The organism is Tsukamurella paurometabola, assembly GCF_900631615.1.
In the GTDB taxonomy this organism is placed as follows: domain Bacteria; phylum Actinomycetota; class Actinomycetes; order Mycobacteriales; family Mycobacteriaceae; genus Tsukamurella; species Tsukamurella paurometabola_A.
The window spans coordinates 1,050,968-1,068,714 of record NZ_LR131273.1 but is presented as its reverse complement, the minus strand read 5'-3'; the positions used below and the strand labels follow the sequence as shown (position 1 = coordinate 1,068,714).

Sequence of the window (17,747 nt, the reverse complement as noted above, 5' to 3'; positions counted from 1 at the left end):
TATGCGTCCCGCGCATACCCCGCGGCGTCGGCCCGTTGCCTGCGCGCGCCTCCACTGGCTATATCTAGATACAAATCCGATCTAGGTAGGAGTAGTGATGGCCGTCGACGACTGGCCCGAGGGGGACCGGCCTTGGGCGGCGCGGTACATCCTGGGTCTGGCGAAGGCCGGCGTCTCGTTGGACGTCAGCAGCAGCCGGCAGGAGGAACTCATCACGGCCGTCGAAGCAGCTGAGGAACCGGCGGCCGAGTTGTTCGGGAACCCCGATGTCCTCGCGGCGGAGGATGCTGCCGAACTCGCGGTCTCCGATGCGGAGGCGATGGCCACGGAGAGCGCCGGGGTGCGCGACGCGCTCGAGTTCGGCGGAGTGTCGCTGATCTTCGTGGGGTTGATCGCGGCGGTCATGGTCCTGCTGGGCGGCGGACGGGTCGACGTCACGGTGGGGCGGGTCGCGTTGGTGTCCGCCATCGCGGCGGCGGTGGTGCTGGGCGGTGCCGCATCGATGCAGTTCATGGCCGGACGCCTCAAGGTTGCGGGGCTACTGGCCGCGCTCGCCGTACTGGCGGTGGGCGTCGGCGGATCGCAGGTCGAGTGGTCCGGCCGGAGCACGGTGCTGATCGGCGGCCTCCCGGCGTGGGCGGCCGCGATCGGTCTCCTCCTCCCGGGGGTGGTCGTGCTCGTGGTGGCGCGGGCCGTACCTGCGCGGGTACCGCGCACGACGTTCGACGACGAGGAATGGTTCTCCAGGTTCCGCGGCGTGCTGCTGGCGAAGGGCACGCCGCGCGCCGTCGTGCGCGAGCACGAACGCACGCTGCGGGAAGGGCTGAGTACCAGAGCCTTCGACGAGTACGGCCGGCCCGATGCTCTTGCGCTCAGGCTCGTGGCGGACGATCCCGCGACGCCGAGCAGGCGACTGTGGTGGGGCGCGGCTGGGTGGTTCGGTTTCGCGCTGCTCCACGCCTCGTTCCTTCCTGACAGTTCGGGCTTCTGGCTCGTGCTCCGTGTCGTGGTGGTCGGTGGCCTGCTCTGGTTGTCGATCCGGAGCGCCCTACGCGCGCGGCGGGCACGGCCGGCATCGTCGTCGAAGACTCCGGCATGAGCACGGCGGCGTGGCAGCGGGCGACACTGCCGTTGCTCATCCTCGGGGTATTGGAGGCGGCGCCGAGGCACGGGTACGGGGTGTCGGCGGCGCTGGTGGAGGTGGGGCTGCAGCCGATCAAGGGTGCGCAGCTGTACCCGGCTCTGGTGAAGCTGGAGAACGACGGCTACATCGCCGCGGAGTGGGAGCAGAGCGAATCCGGTCCCGCCCGGAAGGTCTACGAACTCACGGACGCCGGACGCACCGAACTGGCCCGCCTGCGCGAGGAGTGGCGCGCCTTCACCGCCGCCGCCGCGAGCCTCGGCGCGGCGCCGGCACGCTGACCCGGTCGCTGATCGCGGCGTGCTGCCGTCCGGCGGCCGGGGTATGCGCGCGACGCATGCCCCGGTCCCGTGGAAACGCTTCTGAACTGCGAAAACGGAGGGTATGCGCTGAACGCATACCCTCCGTGAACGAGAAGCCACCGCGCGGGGCGGAGCTACTGCGACGCGGCCCGCGGCAACTCGGCGACGGGATTCCGCTGCAGGAAAGCGGTGAGCAGCGCGACGAACTCGCGGGTGCACTCGAGCTGCGGCATGTGGCCGACGCCCGGAATCAGGTGCGTCTCGGCGTGCGGGATCAGCCTCCGCGCGGCGTCCAGGTGCGCGGGCGGAAGCACCTTGTCGCGGTCACCCCACAGCACCATCGTGGGCCGCGGCGTCAGCGCGATGGTCCGGTGCAGCTCGTCGCGCCAGTCCTGGCGCACGCCGCCCAGCACGGAGCCGAGCGCGTCGGCCGTCTTCCACGCGGTGAGACCGGCGTCGGTCTCACGGGCGATGGCCATGGCGTGGTCGATCCGTGCGCGGGTGGCGTAGGACTTGTCGGCGAAGATCAGCCGCTCCTGCACGATGGCGCCCGGACGGCTCGGCGTGGTCGCGATCAGCTTGCCCAGCACGGGAAGCCCGAGCAGGCGCAGCAGCGGCGTCACCTCCTTGCCGAAACCGGCGGGATCGACGAGCGTCATCGACGCGACCAGCTCCGGGTGCCGCGCGAGCAGCGTCATCGTGACCGCCCCGCCCAGCGAATTGCCCGCGACGTGCACGGGACCGGAGACCCCGAGCGCGGCGAGCGTCTCCGCCACGCCGTCGGCGAGCGCGGCGAGGCCGGCACCGTCGGGATGGGGTGCGGACCAGCCGTACCCGGCCAGGTCGGGCGCGATGAGCCGGTACTCGCCCTCGAGTGCCTCGAACGTCGGGTCCCAGTCCTCCAGACTGCGCGTGATGCCGTGCAGCAGAAGCAGAGTCGGCAGCGACGCTGCGCCGGATTCGCGCACGCGCACCCACCGGCCGCGGACGGGGATGCGGCGGATCATCGGTTGGCCTCGACCCACTCGAAGGTCGCGTCGGCCAGCGGGCCGGGGTTCTGCGCGACCACCCAGTGCCCGCCGGGCACCGAGACGTGCCGCGACTTCGGCGACTTGTCCAGGCCCGCCAGCTGCAACGGCGGCGTCACGAACAGATCGCCCTCGGGCGTGATCACCTGCACCGGCACGGAGGTCGTGGCGTCCGCCGGCTTGAGGAACGGGGCGGGCATGTTGGCGCGGTACAGGTTCAGGCCGTTGGTGAAGTCGCGGTCGCTGCGCGTGTACCCCTCGGCCACCTTGCCGCCGGTGCCGCGCTTCTCGAGCGTCTCGATCAGCTTCTGGCCCCAGCCGCGCTTGTACAGCGAGTCGGCCAGCCCGGGGACGAGGAAGAACGGGATGTACGTCGAGCCCGCCGCCTGGCGCAGGCGCGCCGGGAGGTCCTTCGCGCTGCGAACGCCCTGCAGGTACTCGCCCGCGTGGTTCAGGTTCGGCCCGGAGACGGAGGTGTACGAGGCGGTCTTGTCCGCCACCGCGGGATCGACGACGGCGTGCCAGCCCTGGATCGAGCCCCAGTCGTGGCCGATGAGATGCAGCTTCGAGCGGTCGCCGCTGACCTCGCGCACCGCGTCGATCACCCGCGAGATGTCCGAGATGAGGCGGTCGAACCGGTATCCGGCCTTGCCCGCGGGGGCCTCCGACTCGCCCGCGCCGCGCACGTCGAACGTGTAGACGTTCGCGCGACCCTCGAGGGCCGCGGCCACGCCGTCCCACACGTGATGGTTGTCGGGGTACCCGTGGATCGCGAGCACCGTGGGGCGGGCCGCGTCGTGGGTGCCGTAGCGGAAGCCCGCCAGGGTGAGGCCGTCCGACGTGGTCACGTCGAACCGGTGCTGCTCAGTCATGGTGTGCGCCTTACAGATCGATGGTCAGATGCGAGCCCTTCGCGCGCGAGACGCAGGTCAGCATCTGGCCCTGCTCCCGCTCGAAGGGGGTCAGGGTCTTGTCCCGGTGGTCGACGGTGCCCTCGGTCACCGTCATCCGGCAGGTACCGCAGAAGCCCTGCTTGCAGGAGTACGGGGCGTCCGGCTTGGCCTTGAGGATCGCGGCCAGCAGGGTCTCGTCGGCGGCCACGTCCAGGGTCTGTCCGGACTTGGCCAGGGTGGCGGTGAACGGCTTACCGTCGACCACCGGCGGCGCGGAGAAGCGCTCGTAATGCAGCTCGACGTCCGTGCGGCCGATGAGGCCCACGCGGAGCGATTCGAGCATCGGGATGGGGCCGCACGCGTACAGCGCCGTCGGGCCGGGGGTGTCGCCGATGAGGACCTCGGCGGTGGGGATGCCGTGCACGTCGTCGGTGCGGACCTCCACCTTGTCGCCGAAGCGCGCCACCTCGGCGATGAACGGGATGGTGTCGGTGGAGCGGCCGGTGTAGAGCATCGACCAGCTCAGGCCCAGGCGCTCCGCGGCGATCATCATCGGCAGGATCGGCGTGATCCCGATACCGCCGGCGACGAACCGGAGGTGCTCGGCGGAGGAGCCGTGTCCCGGCACCGCCATCGGCATGCCGTTGCGCGGGCCCTTGACGGTCACCGTCGACCCGACGTGCAGGGTCTCGTGCACCTCGACGGAACCGCCTCCGCCGCCGGGGATCCTGCGGACGGCGATCCGGTAGGTGTCGGAGTCCGCGGGGTCGCCGCACAGCGAGTACTCGCGCATGCGCCCGGACGGCAGCAGCAGATCCAGGTGTGCGCCCGGGGTCCACCGGGGGAGCGGGCTGTCGTCCGCCGAGACGAAGGTCAGCGCGACCACGTCCTTGTCGTGCGCGACGATCTCGCGCGATACCACCCGCAGGTCGCGGCTGGTGCTGGGCTCGGCCAGGTTCCGCGGCTTCATCAGGTGCGCGAACGCGGGAATCGTCGTGCCGAAGAAGGCGTTGGCGAAGCGCAGCAGCGGATCCCGCTTCCACCGGCCGTACAGGTGCGGGGGGATCTCGGTGACGGGCTCGCCCCAGGGGCGGAAGACCGACGGTGACTTGCGCTCGCCGGTCATCCGTTCGCCGCCCGAGCTGCGGGCGAGGTGGCGAGGTAGGCCACGGCCTGTGCGGTCGAGCCGATCGACGCCGGGTCGAAGTTCGGCTTGAAGTAGATGAGCGTGAACTTCACGACGTCCCGCAGCTTCGGCAGGATGTTCTTGTGCGAGCCCTTGAGGTACTCCCACCACAGGCGCGGGTAGGAGTAGCTGAAGTTGGGGTCCTTGCGCAGCATGTAACCCGACGTGCGGTGCAGCGCCAGGACGAGGAAGACGACGCCCACGATCATCGCGCGGCAGCGGTGGAAGTAGCTGGGGTCGAAGTAGTTCGCCACGTCGTGCGCGACGGACCGGTGCTCGACCTCCTCGGCGCCGTGCCAGCGACAGATGTCCGCCATGGTCGGGTCGACGTCGTACTCGTCCCAGGCGTTGTTGAGTGCGAAGACACCGAGGATGGCCGTGTAGTGCTCGACGGCCGCGATGAGCCAGAGGCGCTGCACCATGTCGTTGTACTGCGCGCGGTCGGAGTGGTAGGTCCGCGGCGCGAGGACCTTGCGGAAGACGTACTCGAACTGCCGGGCCACGGGCTCGGTGTCGATGCCGCACCGCTGCAGGTACTCGGAGAGGGCGCGGTCGTGCGACTCGGCGTGCATGGCCTCCTGGCCGATGAAGCCGCGCATCGTGCGGGCGAGGTCCTCGTCCTTCACGTACGGCAGCGCCTCGGTGTAGACCTCGCAGAACCAGCGCTCGCCCTCGGGGAGTACGGAGTGCAGGATGCTGCTGATGATGTCGCTGGCCACGGGCTCGCCGGGGATCCACTCCAGCGGCACGTCGTCCCAGTCGAACTCCACGTTCCGGGCGTGGATCTCGACCTCAGCGGGCTCGTGCTGCTGAGCCGATGTGCGCGAACTCATCGTCCGACTCCTTCCACGTGGGTGTCTTGACATTCAACACCCTGATGTCCAGTGAGCGCTACCGGCGGTGAGAGCACTCGGCACGAAACCTATCACTCGCAGGTGGTCGCGCCGAAGCTCTTGCCGGGCGGATGTGACGGCGGTAACGTACAACCTGATGGTTGTAGATGAACTGGCGCCGGACGAGGCGGACCGCCTCTTCCACGCCCTCGCGGTCCGCACCCGGCGTGACATCGTCGTCCGGGTGATCGAACGGGAGAGCTCCGTCTCGGAGCTCGCCCGCGGCTACGAGATGAGTTTCGCGGCGGTGCAGAAACACGTGGCGGTGCTCGAGAAGGCAGGCCTGGTCGTCAAGACCCGACGGGGCCGCGAGGTCCTGGTCGGGCCGGACATCGAGACCATCGCGCGCGGCACCCGATTGCTGCGCGGCTACGAGGACCTGTGGCGGGGGCGAGTGGCGCGCATGGACGCGCTGCTCGATCCGCCGACCGAGTGAGGAGTTCCGTCATGCCCGTGCTCACCACCGGCGCCGATCGCGAGGCGCTCACCTTCACCCTCGAGGCCGAGTTCGCGGCCCCTCCCGAGCGCGTCTGGCAGCTGTGGGAGGACCCGCGGCTGCTGGAGAAGTGGTGGGGTCCGCCCGGATGGCCCGCCACGTTCGTCCGCCACGAGCTGCGGCCGGGCGGCGAGTCCCGGTACTACATGACCGGCCCGGACGGCACGCGGGCCGGCGGCTGGTTCGCGACGGTGTCCACCGACGCCCCGTCGACCTTCACGTTCCGCGACGGCTTCGCGGGGGAGGACGGCGAGCCCGTCGACCCCGAGGACTACTCGACGACCACCGTCGTGCTCACCCCCGTCGGCGCCGCCACCCGCATGACGCTCACCGCCACCCACCGGTCGCTCGACCAGCTCGAGCGCGTTCTCGAGATGGGCATGGAGGAGGGCATGACCGAGGCGATGAACCAGATCGACGCCCTGCTCTGAGCGGTGCGGTGGATGGTGCCCGCCCAGCGGGCACCATCCACCGCACGGCGACCCCGGAAGGGTCACCAGCCCCAGAACGTGCGCTGCGCGGCGACGGCCCAGGCGTCGATCCGCTCCACGTCGGCGCGTTCGGGAAGCGCGCATCCGCCCGCCAGCAGCGTCCGGACCGCGGACTCGAGGCGCGCGATCTCCATGGAGACGTCGTCACGGGGGATCTCGCCGCGCTTGACGGCGAGCACGTGCTCGCGTTCCGCCGCGGGCATCGGCAGCGTCAGCGTGCCGCGCGCGGCGATCTCGTGCCCCTGGTACGCGAGTCGCAGCGCGTGGCTCCCGTACTTGACGTCCCAGCCGTAGCGGCTGACCAGCTCCGGCCGGTTCGGCACGCCGCTCGCGCGGCCCAGCATGCGTTCGTGCTGCGAGTGCATGTAGCCGAGGAACCGTTCCACGGCCCGCCGCGACAGGAACGCCGAGCGCATCGCCCGCAGCGACCGACCCGCTGCGGTCTCGGTGATCACGGACTCCTGCGGCGCGTACAGGGGCAGCAGCACCGTCGGGTTGCCCTTGACGGCGAGCCGGAGGTACTTCCGCAGGCCGTACATCACCAGGTCGGTGTCGCCGGGGCCGCTGCGGACGCCCTCGGGCTGCGTCCGCCAGATGTAGTCCTCGCGGCGCGGTTCCACGCCGAGCAGGTACACCGGGGGCTCGAGGTAGACGCCGAGTTCGTCGTGGTCGTCGGTGCCCGCGATCGCGATGCCGTGCACGCCGGAACCCACGACGGTGCGGAGGATCTCGCCTCGCAGTGCCGTGTCGCGGTCGCCGTACTCGACGTTCTGTCGATCACTCATGGTCGGTGACGGTAGGCGCGAGTGGACCGTCCACTCAAGTGAATTTCGGTTGGCCGGTGATGCGCTTCCCTGCACAATGACGGGGTGTATCTGACCGTCTCCACCACGCACGTACCGGCCACCGACCTCGGCTTCCTCCTGCACAAGCACCCCGATCGGGTGCAGGAGTTCGCCCAGCCCTTCGGCACGGCCACGGTGTTCTACCCGGAGGCGACGGAGGCCCGGTGCACCGCGGCGCTGCTGCTCGAGGTGGATCCGATCGCGCTCGCCCGGCGGCGCCGGTCCACGCCCGACTTCGCGCTCGCCCAGTACGTCAACGACCGCCCGTACGCGGCCTCGTCGCTGCTCGCGGCCGCGCTGGCGGACGTCTTCCGCAGTGCGCGGGGCGGCCGCGGCGGCAGCCGCCAGGACGTCGCCGACGGGCCGATCCCGCTGGAGATCGCCGTGCCGGTGCTGCCGTGCCGCGGCGGCCCGGAGCTGGCGCGGCGGCTCTTCGGTCCGCTCGGCTGGGTGGTGCACGCCGAGACCGTCCCGCTCGACGCGGCGATCGCCGAGTGGGGCGATTCGCGCTACCTGCGCCTCCGTCTCACGGGCGAGGTTCGGCTCGCCGACGCGCTGAACCACCTCTACGTCCTGCTGCCGGCGCTCGACGAGTCGAAGCACTACTGGCAGGGCACCGACGAGGTGGACAAGCTCCTGCGCTCCGGCGCCGGCTGGCTCGAGACGCACCCGGACCGGGAGCTGATCACCCGCCGCTACCTCGGCCGCGGGCCGGGCCTTGCGGCGCGGGCGCTCGAACGGCTCGCGGAGATCGACGACCTGCCCGGCGAGGCGCAGGACGACGGTGCCGCCGACGACGCGCCGAAGCCGCTGAACACGGTGCGCCACGACGCCGTGCTGGCGGAGATCGTGGCGAGCGGCGCGACCTCGGTCATCGACCTCGGTTGCGGGCCGGGGCAGTTCCTCGGCCGCCTGCTCGCGACCGGCGGGATCGACCGCGTCGCGGGGTGCGACGCCTCGGTGCGCTCGTTGCAGCGCGCCGCCCAGCGGCTGCACCTCGACGACATGACCGAGCGCCAGCGCGCGCGGATCGACCTGTTCCAGGCCGCGCTCACGTACGAGGACGACCGGCTCGCCGGGTTCGAGGCGGCGGTGCTCATGGAGGTGATCGAGCACGTCGATCCGTCGCGACTCGGCGCGCTCGAGCACGTCGTGTTCGGAGCGGCCCGGCCCGGCACCGTCGTGGTCACGACGCCCAACAGCGAGTACAACGCGCTCTACCCCGAGCTCGCCGGGATGCGGCACGCCGACCACCGGTTCGAGTGGGATCGCGCGCAGTTCGCCGCGTGGACCGCCGGGGTCGCGGACCGGCACGGCTACGTCGTGCGTCACGAGGGCATCGGCGACGCCGATCCCGAGCGCGGAACCCCCACCCAGATGGCCGTTCTCACCCGGAAGGAGTCCGCCCGATGAACGCCGACACCGTCATCACCGTCCCGATGCGCGGCCTGATCCTGCTGGCCGGCGCCTCGGGCAGCGGCAAATCGACGTTCGCGCGCAAGCACTTCCGGCCGACGGAGGTCGTCTCCAGCGATGTGTGCCGCGGCCTCGTCGCCGACGACGAGAACGATCAGGCGGCCACGTCCGACGCGTTCGACCTGCTGCACCACCTGGTCGGCATCCGCCTGCGCCGCGGCCTGCTCACCGTCGTCGACGCGACCAACGTGCAGCGGTCGTCCCGGGCCTCGCTCGTGGCGCTCGCCCGCGAGCACGACGTCCTCGTCGACGTGATCGTCTTCGACCTCCCGGACGAGATCGCCGTCGAACGGAACCGGCGGCGCAGCGACCGCACGTTCGGCCCGCAGGTGATCACGCGCCAGGCGCGGGAGCTGCGCCGGTCGCTCAAGGGCATCAAGAAGGAGGGCTTCCGCCGCGTCCACGTGCTCCGCGACGCCGCGCAGGTCGACGGTGCCTCCATCGTCCGCGAGCGGCCGTGGAACGACCGCACGGACCTCACCGGCCCGTTCGACGTGATCGGCGACGTGCACGGCTGCGCCGCCGAGTTGCGGTCACTGCTCACCGAACTCGGCTGGCGCGTGCGTGCCGACGGCGCGGATCACCCGGAGGGGCGGACGGCGGTCTTCGTCGGCGACCTGGTGGACCGCGGCCCGGACACCCCGGGCGTGCTGCGGCTCGTCATGGGCATGGTCGCCGCGGGGAACGCGCTGTGCGTCAGCGGGAACCACGAGAACAAGCTGGTGCGCGCGCTCAAGGGGAACGCGGTCACCGTTGCGCACGGGCTGCAGGAGTCGCTGGACCAGTTGGCCGCCGAGCCGGAGGAGTTCCGCGGCGCCGCACTGGCGTTCATGGACGGGCTGCTCAGCCACTACGTCCTCGACGGCGGCCGGCTCGTCGTGGCCCACGCCGGGCTCAAGGAGGAGTACCACGGCCGCGCGTCGCGGCGCGTGCGCGCGTTCGCGCTGTACGGCGACACCAGCGGCGAGACCGACGAGATGGGCCTGCCGGTGCGCTACCCGTGGGCGCGGGACTACCGCGGCCGCGCGGCGGTGGTGTACGGCCACACGCCGGTCACCGAACCGCAATGGGTCAACAACACACTGTGCATCGATACCGGTGCGGTGTTCGGCGGCGCCCTGACCGCCCTGCGCTACCCGGAGCGCGAGATCGTCTCCGTCCCGGCGGAGCAGGAGTGGTACGCGCCCGCCCGTCCAGCGGTGGAGGCACCGTCGGACGACCGGGCCGCCTCCGTCCTGCGGTACGACGACGTGGCAGGCACCCGCTGGCTCTCGACCCGCACGGCGGGACGGGTGAAGATCGAGGGCGACAACGCTGCGGCGGCGCTCGAGGTGATGAGCCGGTTCGCGGTGGACCCGCGCTGGTTGGTGTACCTGCCGCCCACCATGTCGCCGGCGTCGGTGGCGCGCGAGGGCGGCTTCCTCGAGCACCCGGCACGCGCGTTCGACGACTTCGCGGGCTGGGGCGTGGAGCGGGTCGTCTGCGAGGAGAAACACATGGGCTCGCGGGCGATCGCCGTGATCGCGCGTGATTCCGCCACTGCCGCACGGCGGTTCGGCATCGCCGACGGCAGCACCGGCGCGGTGTACACCCGCACGGGCCGCGCGTTCTTCGACGACGGCGAGCCGCTCGTGGACCGCCTCCGGCGGGCCGTGGCCCCGCTGTTCGACCGCCTCGAGACCGATTGGCTCGCGCTGGACTGCGAGCTGCTGCCGTGGTCCGCGAAGGCGGGCGAGCTGATCCGCGCGCAGTACGCGTCCGTGGGCGCGGCGGCGCGCGAGGTGTTCCCGGCCGCGCTCGCGGGCCTCGACGCCGCCGCGGCGCGGGGACTCGACGTCGCGGCGCTCCGGGCGCGCACCGCGCGGCGGGCCGTGAACGCGAACGCCTTCCGGGACGCGTACGCGCGCTACTACCGGCCGACGGACGGGCTCGACGGGGTCACCGTCGCGCCGTTCCAGGTGCTGGCCGCGGAGGGACGGGTACTCGCCGAGGAGTCGCACGAGTGGCACATGGCGGTGCTCGGCGAGCTGGACGACCCGTTCCTGACGCCGACGCGGCACCGCGTCGTCGAGCTGGGATCGGAGACGGATCGCGCGGAGGCGTGCCGGTGGTGGACCGGGCTGACGGACGCCGGCGGCGAGGGCATGGTGGTCAAGCCGCTGGGCGATGTGGGCCGGAAGGTGCAGCCGGGCCTGAAGGTTCGCGGCCGCGAGTACCTGCGCATCATCTACGGCCCCGACTACCCGGACTCGCTCGAGGTGCTGCGCGAGCGGAACCTCGGCCGCAAGCGGACGATGGCGCTCGCGGAGCACGCCCTCGGCCGCGACGCCCTGGCGGCGTTCGTGGCCGGCGAGCCGCTCTGGCGCGTGCACCAGTCGGTGTTCGCGGTGTTGGCGCAGGAGTCGGCGCCGGTGGACCCGCGGCTGTAGGCGCCGCTCGCGACGAATCGGCCGATTCCGCGTCGGCGATCGCCCTGAGCGTTCCCGTCGCGGATTCGGCCGGTTTCACGAGGAACCGAGCGCCTGCGCGGCGAGCCGTCCGGAGATCAGTGCTGGCGGCACGCCGACACCGGGGTGCGTCATGGACCCGGCGAGCACGGCGTTCGCGATGCCGGGGACGCGCTGCGGGCGGCGTAGCGGGCCGGTCTGGGTGAGGGTGTGCGCCGCGGCGAACGGGGTGCCCGCGGACATGCCCTGCCGCGCCCAGTCGGCGGGCGTGTCCACGCGGAGGATCTCCGCGGAATCGATGCCGCGGTAGCCGCGGCCCGCCAGCGTCCGCAGCACGTCGCGCACGTAGTCGGGGCCGATCGAATCCCATTCGAGCGGCGCCGATTCCAGGTTCGGGCACGGCGCGAGCACGCTCACCGGGCCGGGTTCGCCCGTCGTGACCGACGGCCGGGTGATGAGGAACGACGGGTCGCTCATGAGCCGCCCGCGGCCCCGCGTCGCGGTGATCTCGGCGAAGGTCTGCTCCCACGCCGCGCCGAAGTCGAGTGTGTGGTGCGCCTGCGTCGGCCAGTGGTCCTGCAGGTCCGGATCCACGTCCAGGTGCGCCACCACCGCCGACGGCGACAGCCGCACCCGCCGCGGCGCCCGCCCGCCGAGCGGCGCGATGAGCCGGTCGGTGACGGGCGCGTCGGCCGTGAGCACCACCCCGTCGAACGACAGTTGGTGCACGCGCGCCGACGTCCGGGCCCGCAGGCCCGTGACCAGGCCGCGCCGGCCGTCGAGACCGATCACCTCGTGCCCGAGGAGGAGCGCGCCGCCGGCGCGCCGCACCTGGTCCGCCATCACGGACGCGACCCGACCCATCCCGGCCCGCGGGTACCAGACGCCCAGGCCGACGTCCATGTGCGAGATCACGGCGTACACCGCCCGCGCCGCCGACGGCGCGACCCCGGCGTAGAGCGCCTGGAACGTGAGCATCCGGCGGGCGCGCGGGTCGGCCACGCGGCGGTCCACCTGGTGCTGCATCGATCGCAGCGCACCCAGCTTCACCAGCCGGCCGAGGGCGGCCAGGTCGCGCGGATTCGCGTACGAGGACCAGGCGGCGTCGCCGCCGATGAAGCGCTCGTAGGCGGCGTCGAACATCGCCTCCTGCCAGCGCATGTGCTCGTCGACCGCGAGGTCGCCGGGCACGTGCAGGACGCTCGGCGGCAGTCCGGCGCCGCGTCGATTCGACCCGCTCGCTCCGCTCCCGGCGTCGAGCGCCGGGAAGCGGCCCGCGTACGCGGGCACGACCGGAAGCAGGTCCAGCTCGTCCTCGGCGGCGGGCCGGTCGAGGCCGCCCGCGGCGAGTGCGTCGAAGACGAGTTCCGGCATGGTCAGCACGCTCGCGCCCGGATCGATGACGTGCCCGCGCACGCGTTCGGTCCCGGCGCGCCCGCCGACCTGCGGCGACCGCTCCACGACGGTGACCTGGTGACCCGCCCCGAGCAGGTGCAGCGCCGCCGACAGCCCGGACAGCCCCGCCCCGATGATTCCGATGTGCACGGGACGAGTCTAGGAAGGACTCCGAGAAATATATTGCAATGTATGCATATGTGACATACGCTCGGGCTCATGAGCGCAGAACACGACCACGAATCCGGCCACTCGGCGCGGTGGGAGATCGGCTTCGCCATCGCCTCGGGCGTCACGTACACCGCGGGCATGATCGCCGAGTACGCACTGAAGCTGCCCGACGTCGGCACCGCCTTCTTCCTCGCCACCTACTTCTTCGGCGGCTTCTTCACCATCCGCTCCGCCATCAAGTCCACCCTGGCCGGGAAGTTCGAGGTCGACTTCCTCATGCTGGTCGCGGCGATCGGCGCCGCCTCCATCGGCCGGTTCGCCGAGGGCGCGGTGCTGCTCTTCCTGTTCAGCCTCGGCCACGCGCTCGAGGAGTTCGCGCTGGCCCGGGCGTCCAAGTCGATCGAGGCGCTCGCCGGCCTCGCGCCCCGCACCGCGCTGGTGCACGTCGGCGGACCGTCGACCACGGCGGGCGAGTTCGTCGACCGACAGGTCGAGGACGTGGCCGTCGGCGATCTCGTGCTGATCCGCCCCAACGCCCGCGTCAGCTCCGACGGCGTGGTCGTCGACGGCCGGTCCGCGATCGATCAGAGCGCCGTCACCGGCGAGTCCATGCCCGTCGAGAAGGAGCCGCTCGACCCCGCTCGGGCCGGTCGTGTCGCCGACGAGAACAAGGTCTTCGCGGGCACCGTCAACGGCTCCGGCGCCCTGGTCGTGCGGGTCACCGCGCTGGCGAAGGACTCGACGCTGAGCAAGGTCGTCGAGCTCGTCGCCTCCACCGACCAGGCCAAGTCGCCCACGCAGCGCTTCCTCGACAGGTTCCAGCGCATCTACGTGCCGGCCGTGATCGCCTTCGTCATCGGCGTCTTCCTCGTCGGGTACTTCGCGCTGGGCAATCCGTTCGACGACGCCTTCTACCTCGCGATGGCCGTCCTCGTCGCCGCGAGCCCGTGCGCGCTGGCGCTCGCCACCCCGTCGGCCGTGCTCGCCGGCGTGGCCCGCGCCGCCCGCGCCGGCGTCCTCGTCAAGGGCGGCGCCCCGCTCGAGACGCTGGGCCGCGTCACGTCCATCGCCTTCGACAAGACCGGCACGCTCACCTGGGGTGAGCCGCGGGTCACCGACACCGTCGCCGCGCCCGGCGTCGAGCTCGACGAGTTGCTCGCGACCACCCTGGCCGTCGAGAAACTCTCGGATCACCCCCTCGCGGCGGCCGTCGCCGAGGCGGTCGCCGCGCGGACGTCGACGGTGCTGACCGCCTCCGACCTGCAATCCGTCACGGGGCGCGGCGTCCGCGCCGTCGTCGACGGGGAGACCGTCGAGATCGGCAACGAGCGGCTCTTCAGCGACGCCGGCATCGCGCTCGACGGTGCCGTCGCCGCCGACGTCGAGCGGCTCCAGTCCAGCGGCCGCACCCTGATGATCGTGCGCCGCGGCGGCCGCTTCCTCGGCGTGATCGGCGTGATGGACACGCCCCGCCGGGAGGCCGGGCAGGTGCTCGACCGGCTGCGCGAGTCCGGGATGACCGACATCGTGATGATCTCCGGCGACCACCAGCAGGTGGCCGAGGCCGTGGGCCGCGACGTGGGCGTCGACCGGGCGCTCGGCGGGCTGCTGCCCGAGGACAAGGTCACGCAGGTCCGGGACCTCTCCGGGGCCGGCGCGGGCACCGAAGCCCGACGGTGCGCGATGGTCGGGGACGGGGTCAACGACGCGCCCGCCATGGCGCAGGCCGACGTGGGCATCGCGATGGGTGCCGCCGGCTCCGCGGTCGCGCTGGAGACCGCCGACGTCGCGCTGATGAGTGACGACCTCGGCCGCCTGCCCTTCGCCGTGCGGTTGAGCCGGCAGACCAGTCGCATCATCCGGCAGAACCTCATCGCCGCGCTCGGCGTCGTCGTCTTCCTGGTGATCGTCACCTTCCTCGGCATGCCGATGGGGCCGGTGGTCTTCATCCACGAGGGCTCGACCCTCATCGTCGTCGCCAACGCGCTGCGACTGCTGCGCTTCGAGGTGGGGCGGGAGCATGACGGGGTGGAGCACGAGGTGCGCCCGGAACGCGAGCCCGCGGCAGCGTGACCGGGGGGGCGCGCAGCGGAGCACGAGGTACGCCCGGAACGCGAGCCCGCAGCAGCGTGATCGTGCCCGCGGTGGCGTGAGATCCGCTGAGGGCGAACGTCGATGCCCGGCCGGAACAACCCGGCCGGGCATCGACGTTGAGCGGGGCAGACTGAACTTTGGAGGTCCCATGTCTGAGCAGATCTCACTGCCCGTTCTCTTCGTCCCCGACCTCGTCGTGCTCCCCGGCATGGTCGTGCCCATCCCCCTGGACGACGCCGCCGCGCAAGCGGCCGTCGACGCCGGCCGCGCGAGCGAGCGCGGCAGGCTCCTCGTCGCCCCGCGCCTGGACGATCGCTACCCGACGCACGGCGTCGTGGCGTCGATCGTGCAGGTCGGGCGGGTTCCCGGACAGTCCGGGTACGTGGCCGTGCTGCGCGGCGAGCAGCGCGCTCACATCGGGTCCGGCACCACCGGCCCGGGCGCCGCGCTGTGGGTCGAGGTCGACGTCGTCGACGAGACCCCGGTCACCGAGCGCACCCGCGAGCTGGCCGCCGAGTACAAGAAGGTCGTGCTCGCGATGCTGCAGCGCCGCGAGGCGTGGCAGGTCATCGACGCCGTCAACCGGCTCACCGACCCCGCCGCGCTGGCGGACACGTCGGGCTACTCGTCGTGGCTGACCGACGAGCAGAAGCGCGAGCTGCTGGAGACCGGCGACGTCGACGTGCGCCTGCAACGGCTCATCGACTGGACCGGCGAGCACCTGGCCGAGACCGAGGTGAGCGACAAGATCGCCTCCGACGTCCGCGACGGGATGGAGAAGCAGCAGAAGGAGTTCCTGCTCCGCCAGCAACTGAACGCCATCCGCAAGGAGCTCGGGGAGGACGAGCCCGACGGCGCCGACGACTACCGCTCGCGCGTCGAGGCCGCCGACCTGCCTTCGACGGTCCGCGAGGCCGCGCTGCGCGAGGTCGGCAAGCTGGAGCGCGGCACCGACCAGAGCCCCGAGGCCGGCTGGATCCGCACCTGGCTCGACACCGTCCTCGACCTGCCGTGGAACGTCACCACCGAGGACTCGGACGACCTCGACGGTGCGCGGGCGATCCTCGACGCCGACCACCACGGCCTCGACGACGTGAAGGACCGCATCGTCGAGTACCTCGCCGTGCGGTCGCGCCGCGCGCAGCGCGGTATGTCGCTGGTCGGCGGCCGCGGATCGGGGGCCGTCATGGTGCTCGCCGGGCCTCCCGGCGTCGGCAAGACCTCGCTCGGCGAGTCCGTCGCCCGGGCGCTCGGGCGGAAGTTCGTGCGCGTGGCCCTCGGCGGCGTGCGGGACGAGGCGGAGATCCGTGGGCACCGTCGCACCTACGTGGGCGCGCTGCCCGGCCGGATCGTGCGCGCGATCGGCGAGGCGGGGTCGATGAATCCCGTTGTGCTGCTGGATGAGATCGACAAGGTGGGCTCCGACTACCGCGGTGATCCCGCGGCGGCCCTGCTCGAGGTGCTGGACCCGGCGCAGAACCACACCTTCCGCGATCACTACCTGGACCTCGATCTGGACCTGTCCGACGTGGTCTTCCTCGCGACGGCCAACGTGGTGGAGAACATCCCGTCGGCGCTGCTCGACCGCATGGAGCTCGTCACCCTCGACGGCTACACGGAGGACGACAAGGTCGCGATCGCCCGCGACTACCTGGTGCCGCGGCAGCTCGAGCGGGCGGCGCTGACACCCGACGAGGTGACCGTCACCGACGAGGCGCTGCGCGAGATCGCCGCGAACTACACCCGCGAGCCGGGCGTGCGGCAGTTCGAGCGGCTGCTCGCGAAGGCGCTGCGCAAGGTCGCGGTGGAGCAGTCCTCCTCGTCGGAGGGCGGGCGCACCGTCGTCGACGTCGGGGACCTGAAGGGGTACCTGGGCCGGCCCCGGTTCACCCCGGAGACCGCCGAGCGCACCGAGGTGCCCGGCGTCGCGACCGGCCTCGCCGTGACGGGCATGGGCGGCGACGTCCTGTTCATCGAGGCGCTGCACACGCCCGGCGAGTCCGGCCCGGAGTTGAAGCTGACGGGCCAGCTCGGCGACGTGATGAAGGAGTCGGCGCAGATCGCCCTGTCGTACGTGCAGGCGCACGCCGCCGACTTCGGGATCGACCCGGATGCGCTGAACGGGACGGTGCACATCCACTTCCCGGCCGGCGCCGTCCCCAAGGACGGGCCGTCGGCGGGCGTCACAATGGTCACCGCGCTGGTGTCGATGCTGACGGGGCGGCGCGTGCGCAGCGACGTCGGCATGACCGGCGAGGTCACCCTCAACGGCCGGGTGCTGCCCATCGGCGGCGTCAAGCAGAAGCTGCTGGCCGCGCAGCGCAACGGCCTGGCGACGGTGCTCATCCCGCAGCGCAACGAACCCGACCTGGACGACGTCCCCGCCGAGGTCCTCGACGCCCTGGACGTCCGGCCGATGGTCGACGTCGCGGAGATCGTCGCGCAGGCCCTCGAACCGGTGACGGAGAGCGCGCAGGTCGCCGCCTAGCGGGTTCGACGGTGCGGGCGGGTCGCTGCGGCGGCCCGCCCGCTCGGCGTTTCGTGGGGAGCCGGCGGCTCAGGTCGACGCGGCCGCGAGGACGGCGATGACGATCATCCCGACGACCGGGCCGGTGATGGCGAGCACGGTGGTGCAGGCGATCCGGCAGGGGCCGAGGCCCCAGAAGCTGCCGATGGCGGCGAGCACGGGAGTTGCGAGAGCGAGTATCACCGCTGGCCCTAGTAGCGCGTCGAGGTCGTCGATGTCGTTGCTGCCCAGCGCGGCTGTGACGATCAGGAGGAAGCATCCGTACGCCCCGCCGCTGGCGAAGAGGGCGGCGCGGGCGACGCGGGTTCGGAGCGCGTCGCGGTGTTCGGTGCAGACCGTGTTCGTCATGCCCTCCAGTCCAC

The 17,747-nt window shown here is 72.0% G+C and carries 15 protein-coding genes; 8 read left to right on the top strand and 7 right to left on the bottom strand.

Annotated elements, in window-relative coordinates:
- Positions 1 to 97 precede the first annotated feature (97 nt).
- Positions 98 to 1,099, top strand: a complete 1,002-nt coding sequence (locus ELY19_RS05575) for a hypothetical protein (protein WP_126195331.1) — start codon at positions 98 to 100, stop codon at positions 1,097 to 1,099.
- Positions 1,096 to 1,422 carry a PadR family transcriptional regulator gene (locus ELY19_RS05570; RefSeq protein WP_126195330.1) on the top strand — a complete coding sequence of 109 codons (327 nt, stop codon included), beginning with the start codon at positions 1,096 to 1,098 and terminating at the stop codon, positions 1,420 to 1,422. The genes ELY19_RS05575 and ELY19_RS05570 overlap by 4 nt, the downstream gene beginning before the upstream one ends.
- Before the next feature lie 155 nt (positions 1,423 to 1,577).
- On the opposite strand, the gene ELY19_RS05565 is transcribed toward ELY19_RS05570, so the two are convergent.
- The 4 genes from ELY19_RS05565 to ELY19_RS05550 are packed head-to-tail and all read right to left on the bottom strand — an operon-like array spanning position 1,578 to position 5,383.
- Entirely contained in the window at positions 1,578 to 2,450 is an 873-nt protein-coding gene (locus tag ELY19_RS05565; RefSeq protein ID WP_126195329.1) for an alpha/beta fold hydrolase, read from the bottom strand.
- On the bottom strand, positions 2,447 to 3,343 hold the full coding sequence (locus ELY19_RS05560) for an alpha/beta fold hydrolase (RefSeq protein WP_126195328.1): 897 nt from the start codon (positions 3,341 to 3,343) through the stop codon (positions 2,447 to 2,449). Before ELY19_RS05560 ends, ELY19_RS05565 begins: the two co-directional genes overlap by 4 nt.
- A gap of 10 nt (positions 3,344 to 3,353) precedes the next feature.
- A complete protein-coding gene (locus ELY19_RS05555; RefSeq protein ID WP_126195327.1) occupies positions 3,354 to 4,490 on the bottom strand; it encodes a PDR/VanB family oxidoreductase in 1,137 nt (378 codons plus the stop codon).
- Positions 4,487 to 5,383, bottom strand: a complete 897-nt coding sequence (locus ELY19_RS05550) for a metal-dependent hydrolase (protein ID WP_126195326.1) — start codon at positions 5,381 to 5,383, stop codon at positions 4,487 to 4,489. Before ELY19_RS05550 ends, ELY19_RS05555 begins: the two co-directional genes overlap by 4 nt.
- Positions 5,384 to 5,540: 157 nt before the next feature.
- On the opposite strand from ELY19_RS05550, the gene ELY19_RS05545 reads away from it, so the two are divergent.
- Both ELY19_RS05545 and ELY19_RS05540 read left to right on the top strand, forming a co-directional pair.
- The gene (locus ELY19_RS05545; RefSeq protein ID WP_197715987.1) at positions 5,541 to 5,879 is read left to right on the top strand and encodes an ArsR/SmtB family transcription factor; all 339 of its coding nucleotides are present in this window, start codon (positions 5,541 to 5,543) and stop codon (positions 5,877 to 5,879) included.
- 11 nt (positions 5,880 to 5,890) lie between these two features.
- Positions 5,891 to 6,370: an SRPBCC family protein gene (locus ELY19_RS05540; protein WP_126195325.1), complete on the top strand. Its 480-nt coding sequence runs from the start codon at positions 5,891 to 5,893 to the stop codon at positions 6,368 to 6,370.
- A gap of 62 nt (positions 6,371 to 6,432) precedes the next feature.
- Here ELY19_RS05540 and ELY19_RS05535 read toward each other — a convergent pair whose 3' ends face one another.
- Positions 6,433 to 7,215, bottom strand: coding sequence for a nucleotidyltransferase domain-containing protein (locus ELY19_RS05535; protein ID WP_126195324.1), 783 nt, complete (start codon positions 7,213 to 7,215; stop codon positions 6,433 to 6,435).
- A gap of 84 nt (positions 7,216 to 7,299) precedes the next feature.
- Here ELY19_RS05535 and ELY19_RS05530 point away from each other — a divergent pair, with 84 nt between their 5' ends.
- Together ELY19_RS05530 and ELY19_RS05525 are read left to right on the top strand one after the other, a co-directional pair.
- Complete coding sequence (locus ELY19_RS05530) at positions 7,300 to 8,688, top strand: 3' terminal RNA ribose 2'-O-methyltransferase Hen1 (protein ID WP_126195323.1); 1,389 nt, start codon at positions 7,300 to 7,302, stop codon at positions 8,686 to 8,688.
- A complete protein-coding gene (locus ELY19_RS05525) occupies positions 8,685 to 11,180 on the top strand; it encodes a polynucleotide kinase-phosphatase (protein ID WP_126195322.1) in 2,496 nt (831 codons plus the stop codon). The genes ELY19_RS05530 and ELY19_RS05525 overlap by 4 nt, the downstream gene beginning before the upstream one ends.
- Before the next feature lie 75 nt (positions 11,181 to 11,255).
- On the opposite strand, the gene crtI is transcribed toward ELY19_RS05525, so the two are convergent.
- Positions 11,256 to 12,743, bottom strand: coding sequence for a phytoene desaturase family protein (crtI, locus tag ELY19_RS05520; protein ID WP_227967201.1), 1,488 nt, complete (start codon positions 12,741 to 12,743; stop codon positions 11,256 to 11,258).
- A 69-nt stretch (positions 12,744 to 12,812) separates the two neighbouring features.
- On the opposite strand from crtI, the gene ELY19_RS05515 reads away from it, so the two are divergent.
- Together ELY19_RS05515 and lon are read left to right on the top strand one after the other, a co-directional pair.
- The gene (locus tag ELY19_RS05515) at positions 12,813 to 14,837 is read left to right on the top strand and encodes a heavy metal translocating P-type ATPase (protein ID WP_126195321.1); all 2,025 of its coding nucleotides are present in this window, start codon (positions 12,813 to 12,815) and stop codon (positions 14,835 to 14,837) included.
- A 169-nt stretch (positions 14,838 to 15,006) separates the two neighbouring features.
- Positions 15,007 to 17,346 (top strand): endopeptidase La, encoded by a 2,340-nt coding sequence (gene lon, locus ELY19_RS05510; protein ID WP_126195320.1) that lies wholly within the window; start codon positions 15,007 to 15,009, stop codon positions 17,344 to 17,346.
- Positions 17,347 to 17,415: 69 nt separating this feature from the next.
- Here lon and ELY19_RS05505 read toward each other — a convergent pair whose 3' ends face one another.
- The gene (locus ELY19_RS05505) at positions 17,416 to 17,733 is read right to left on the bottom strand and encodes a hypothetical protein (RefSeq protein ID WP_126195319.1); all 318 of its coding nucleotides are present in this window, start codon (positions 17,731 to 17,733) and stop codon (positions 17,416 to 17,418) included.
- Between the last annotated feature and the right edge of the window lie 14 nt (positions 17,734 to 17,747).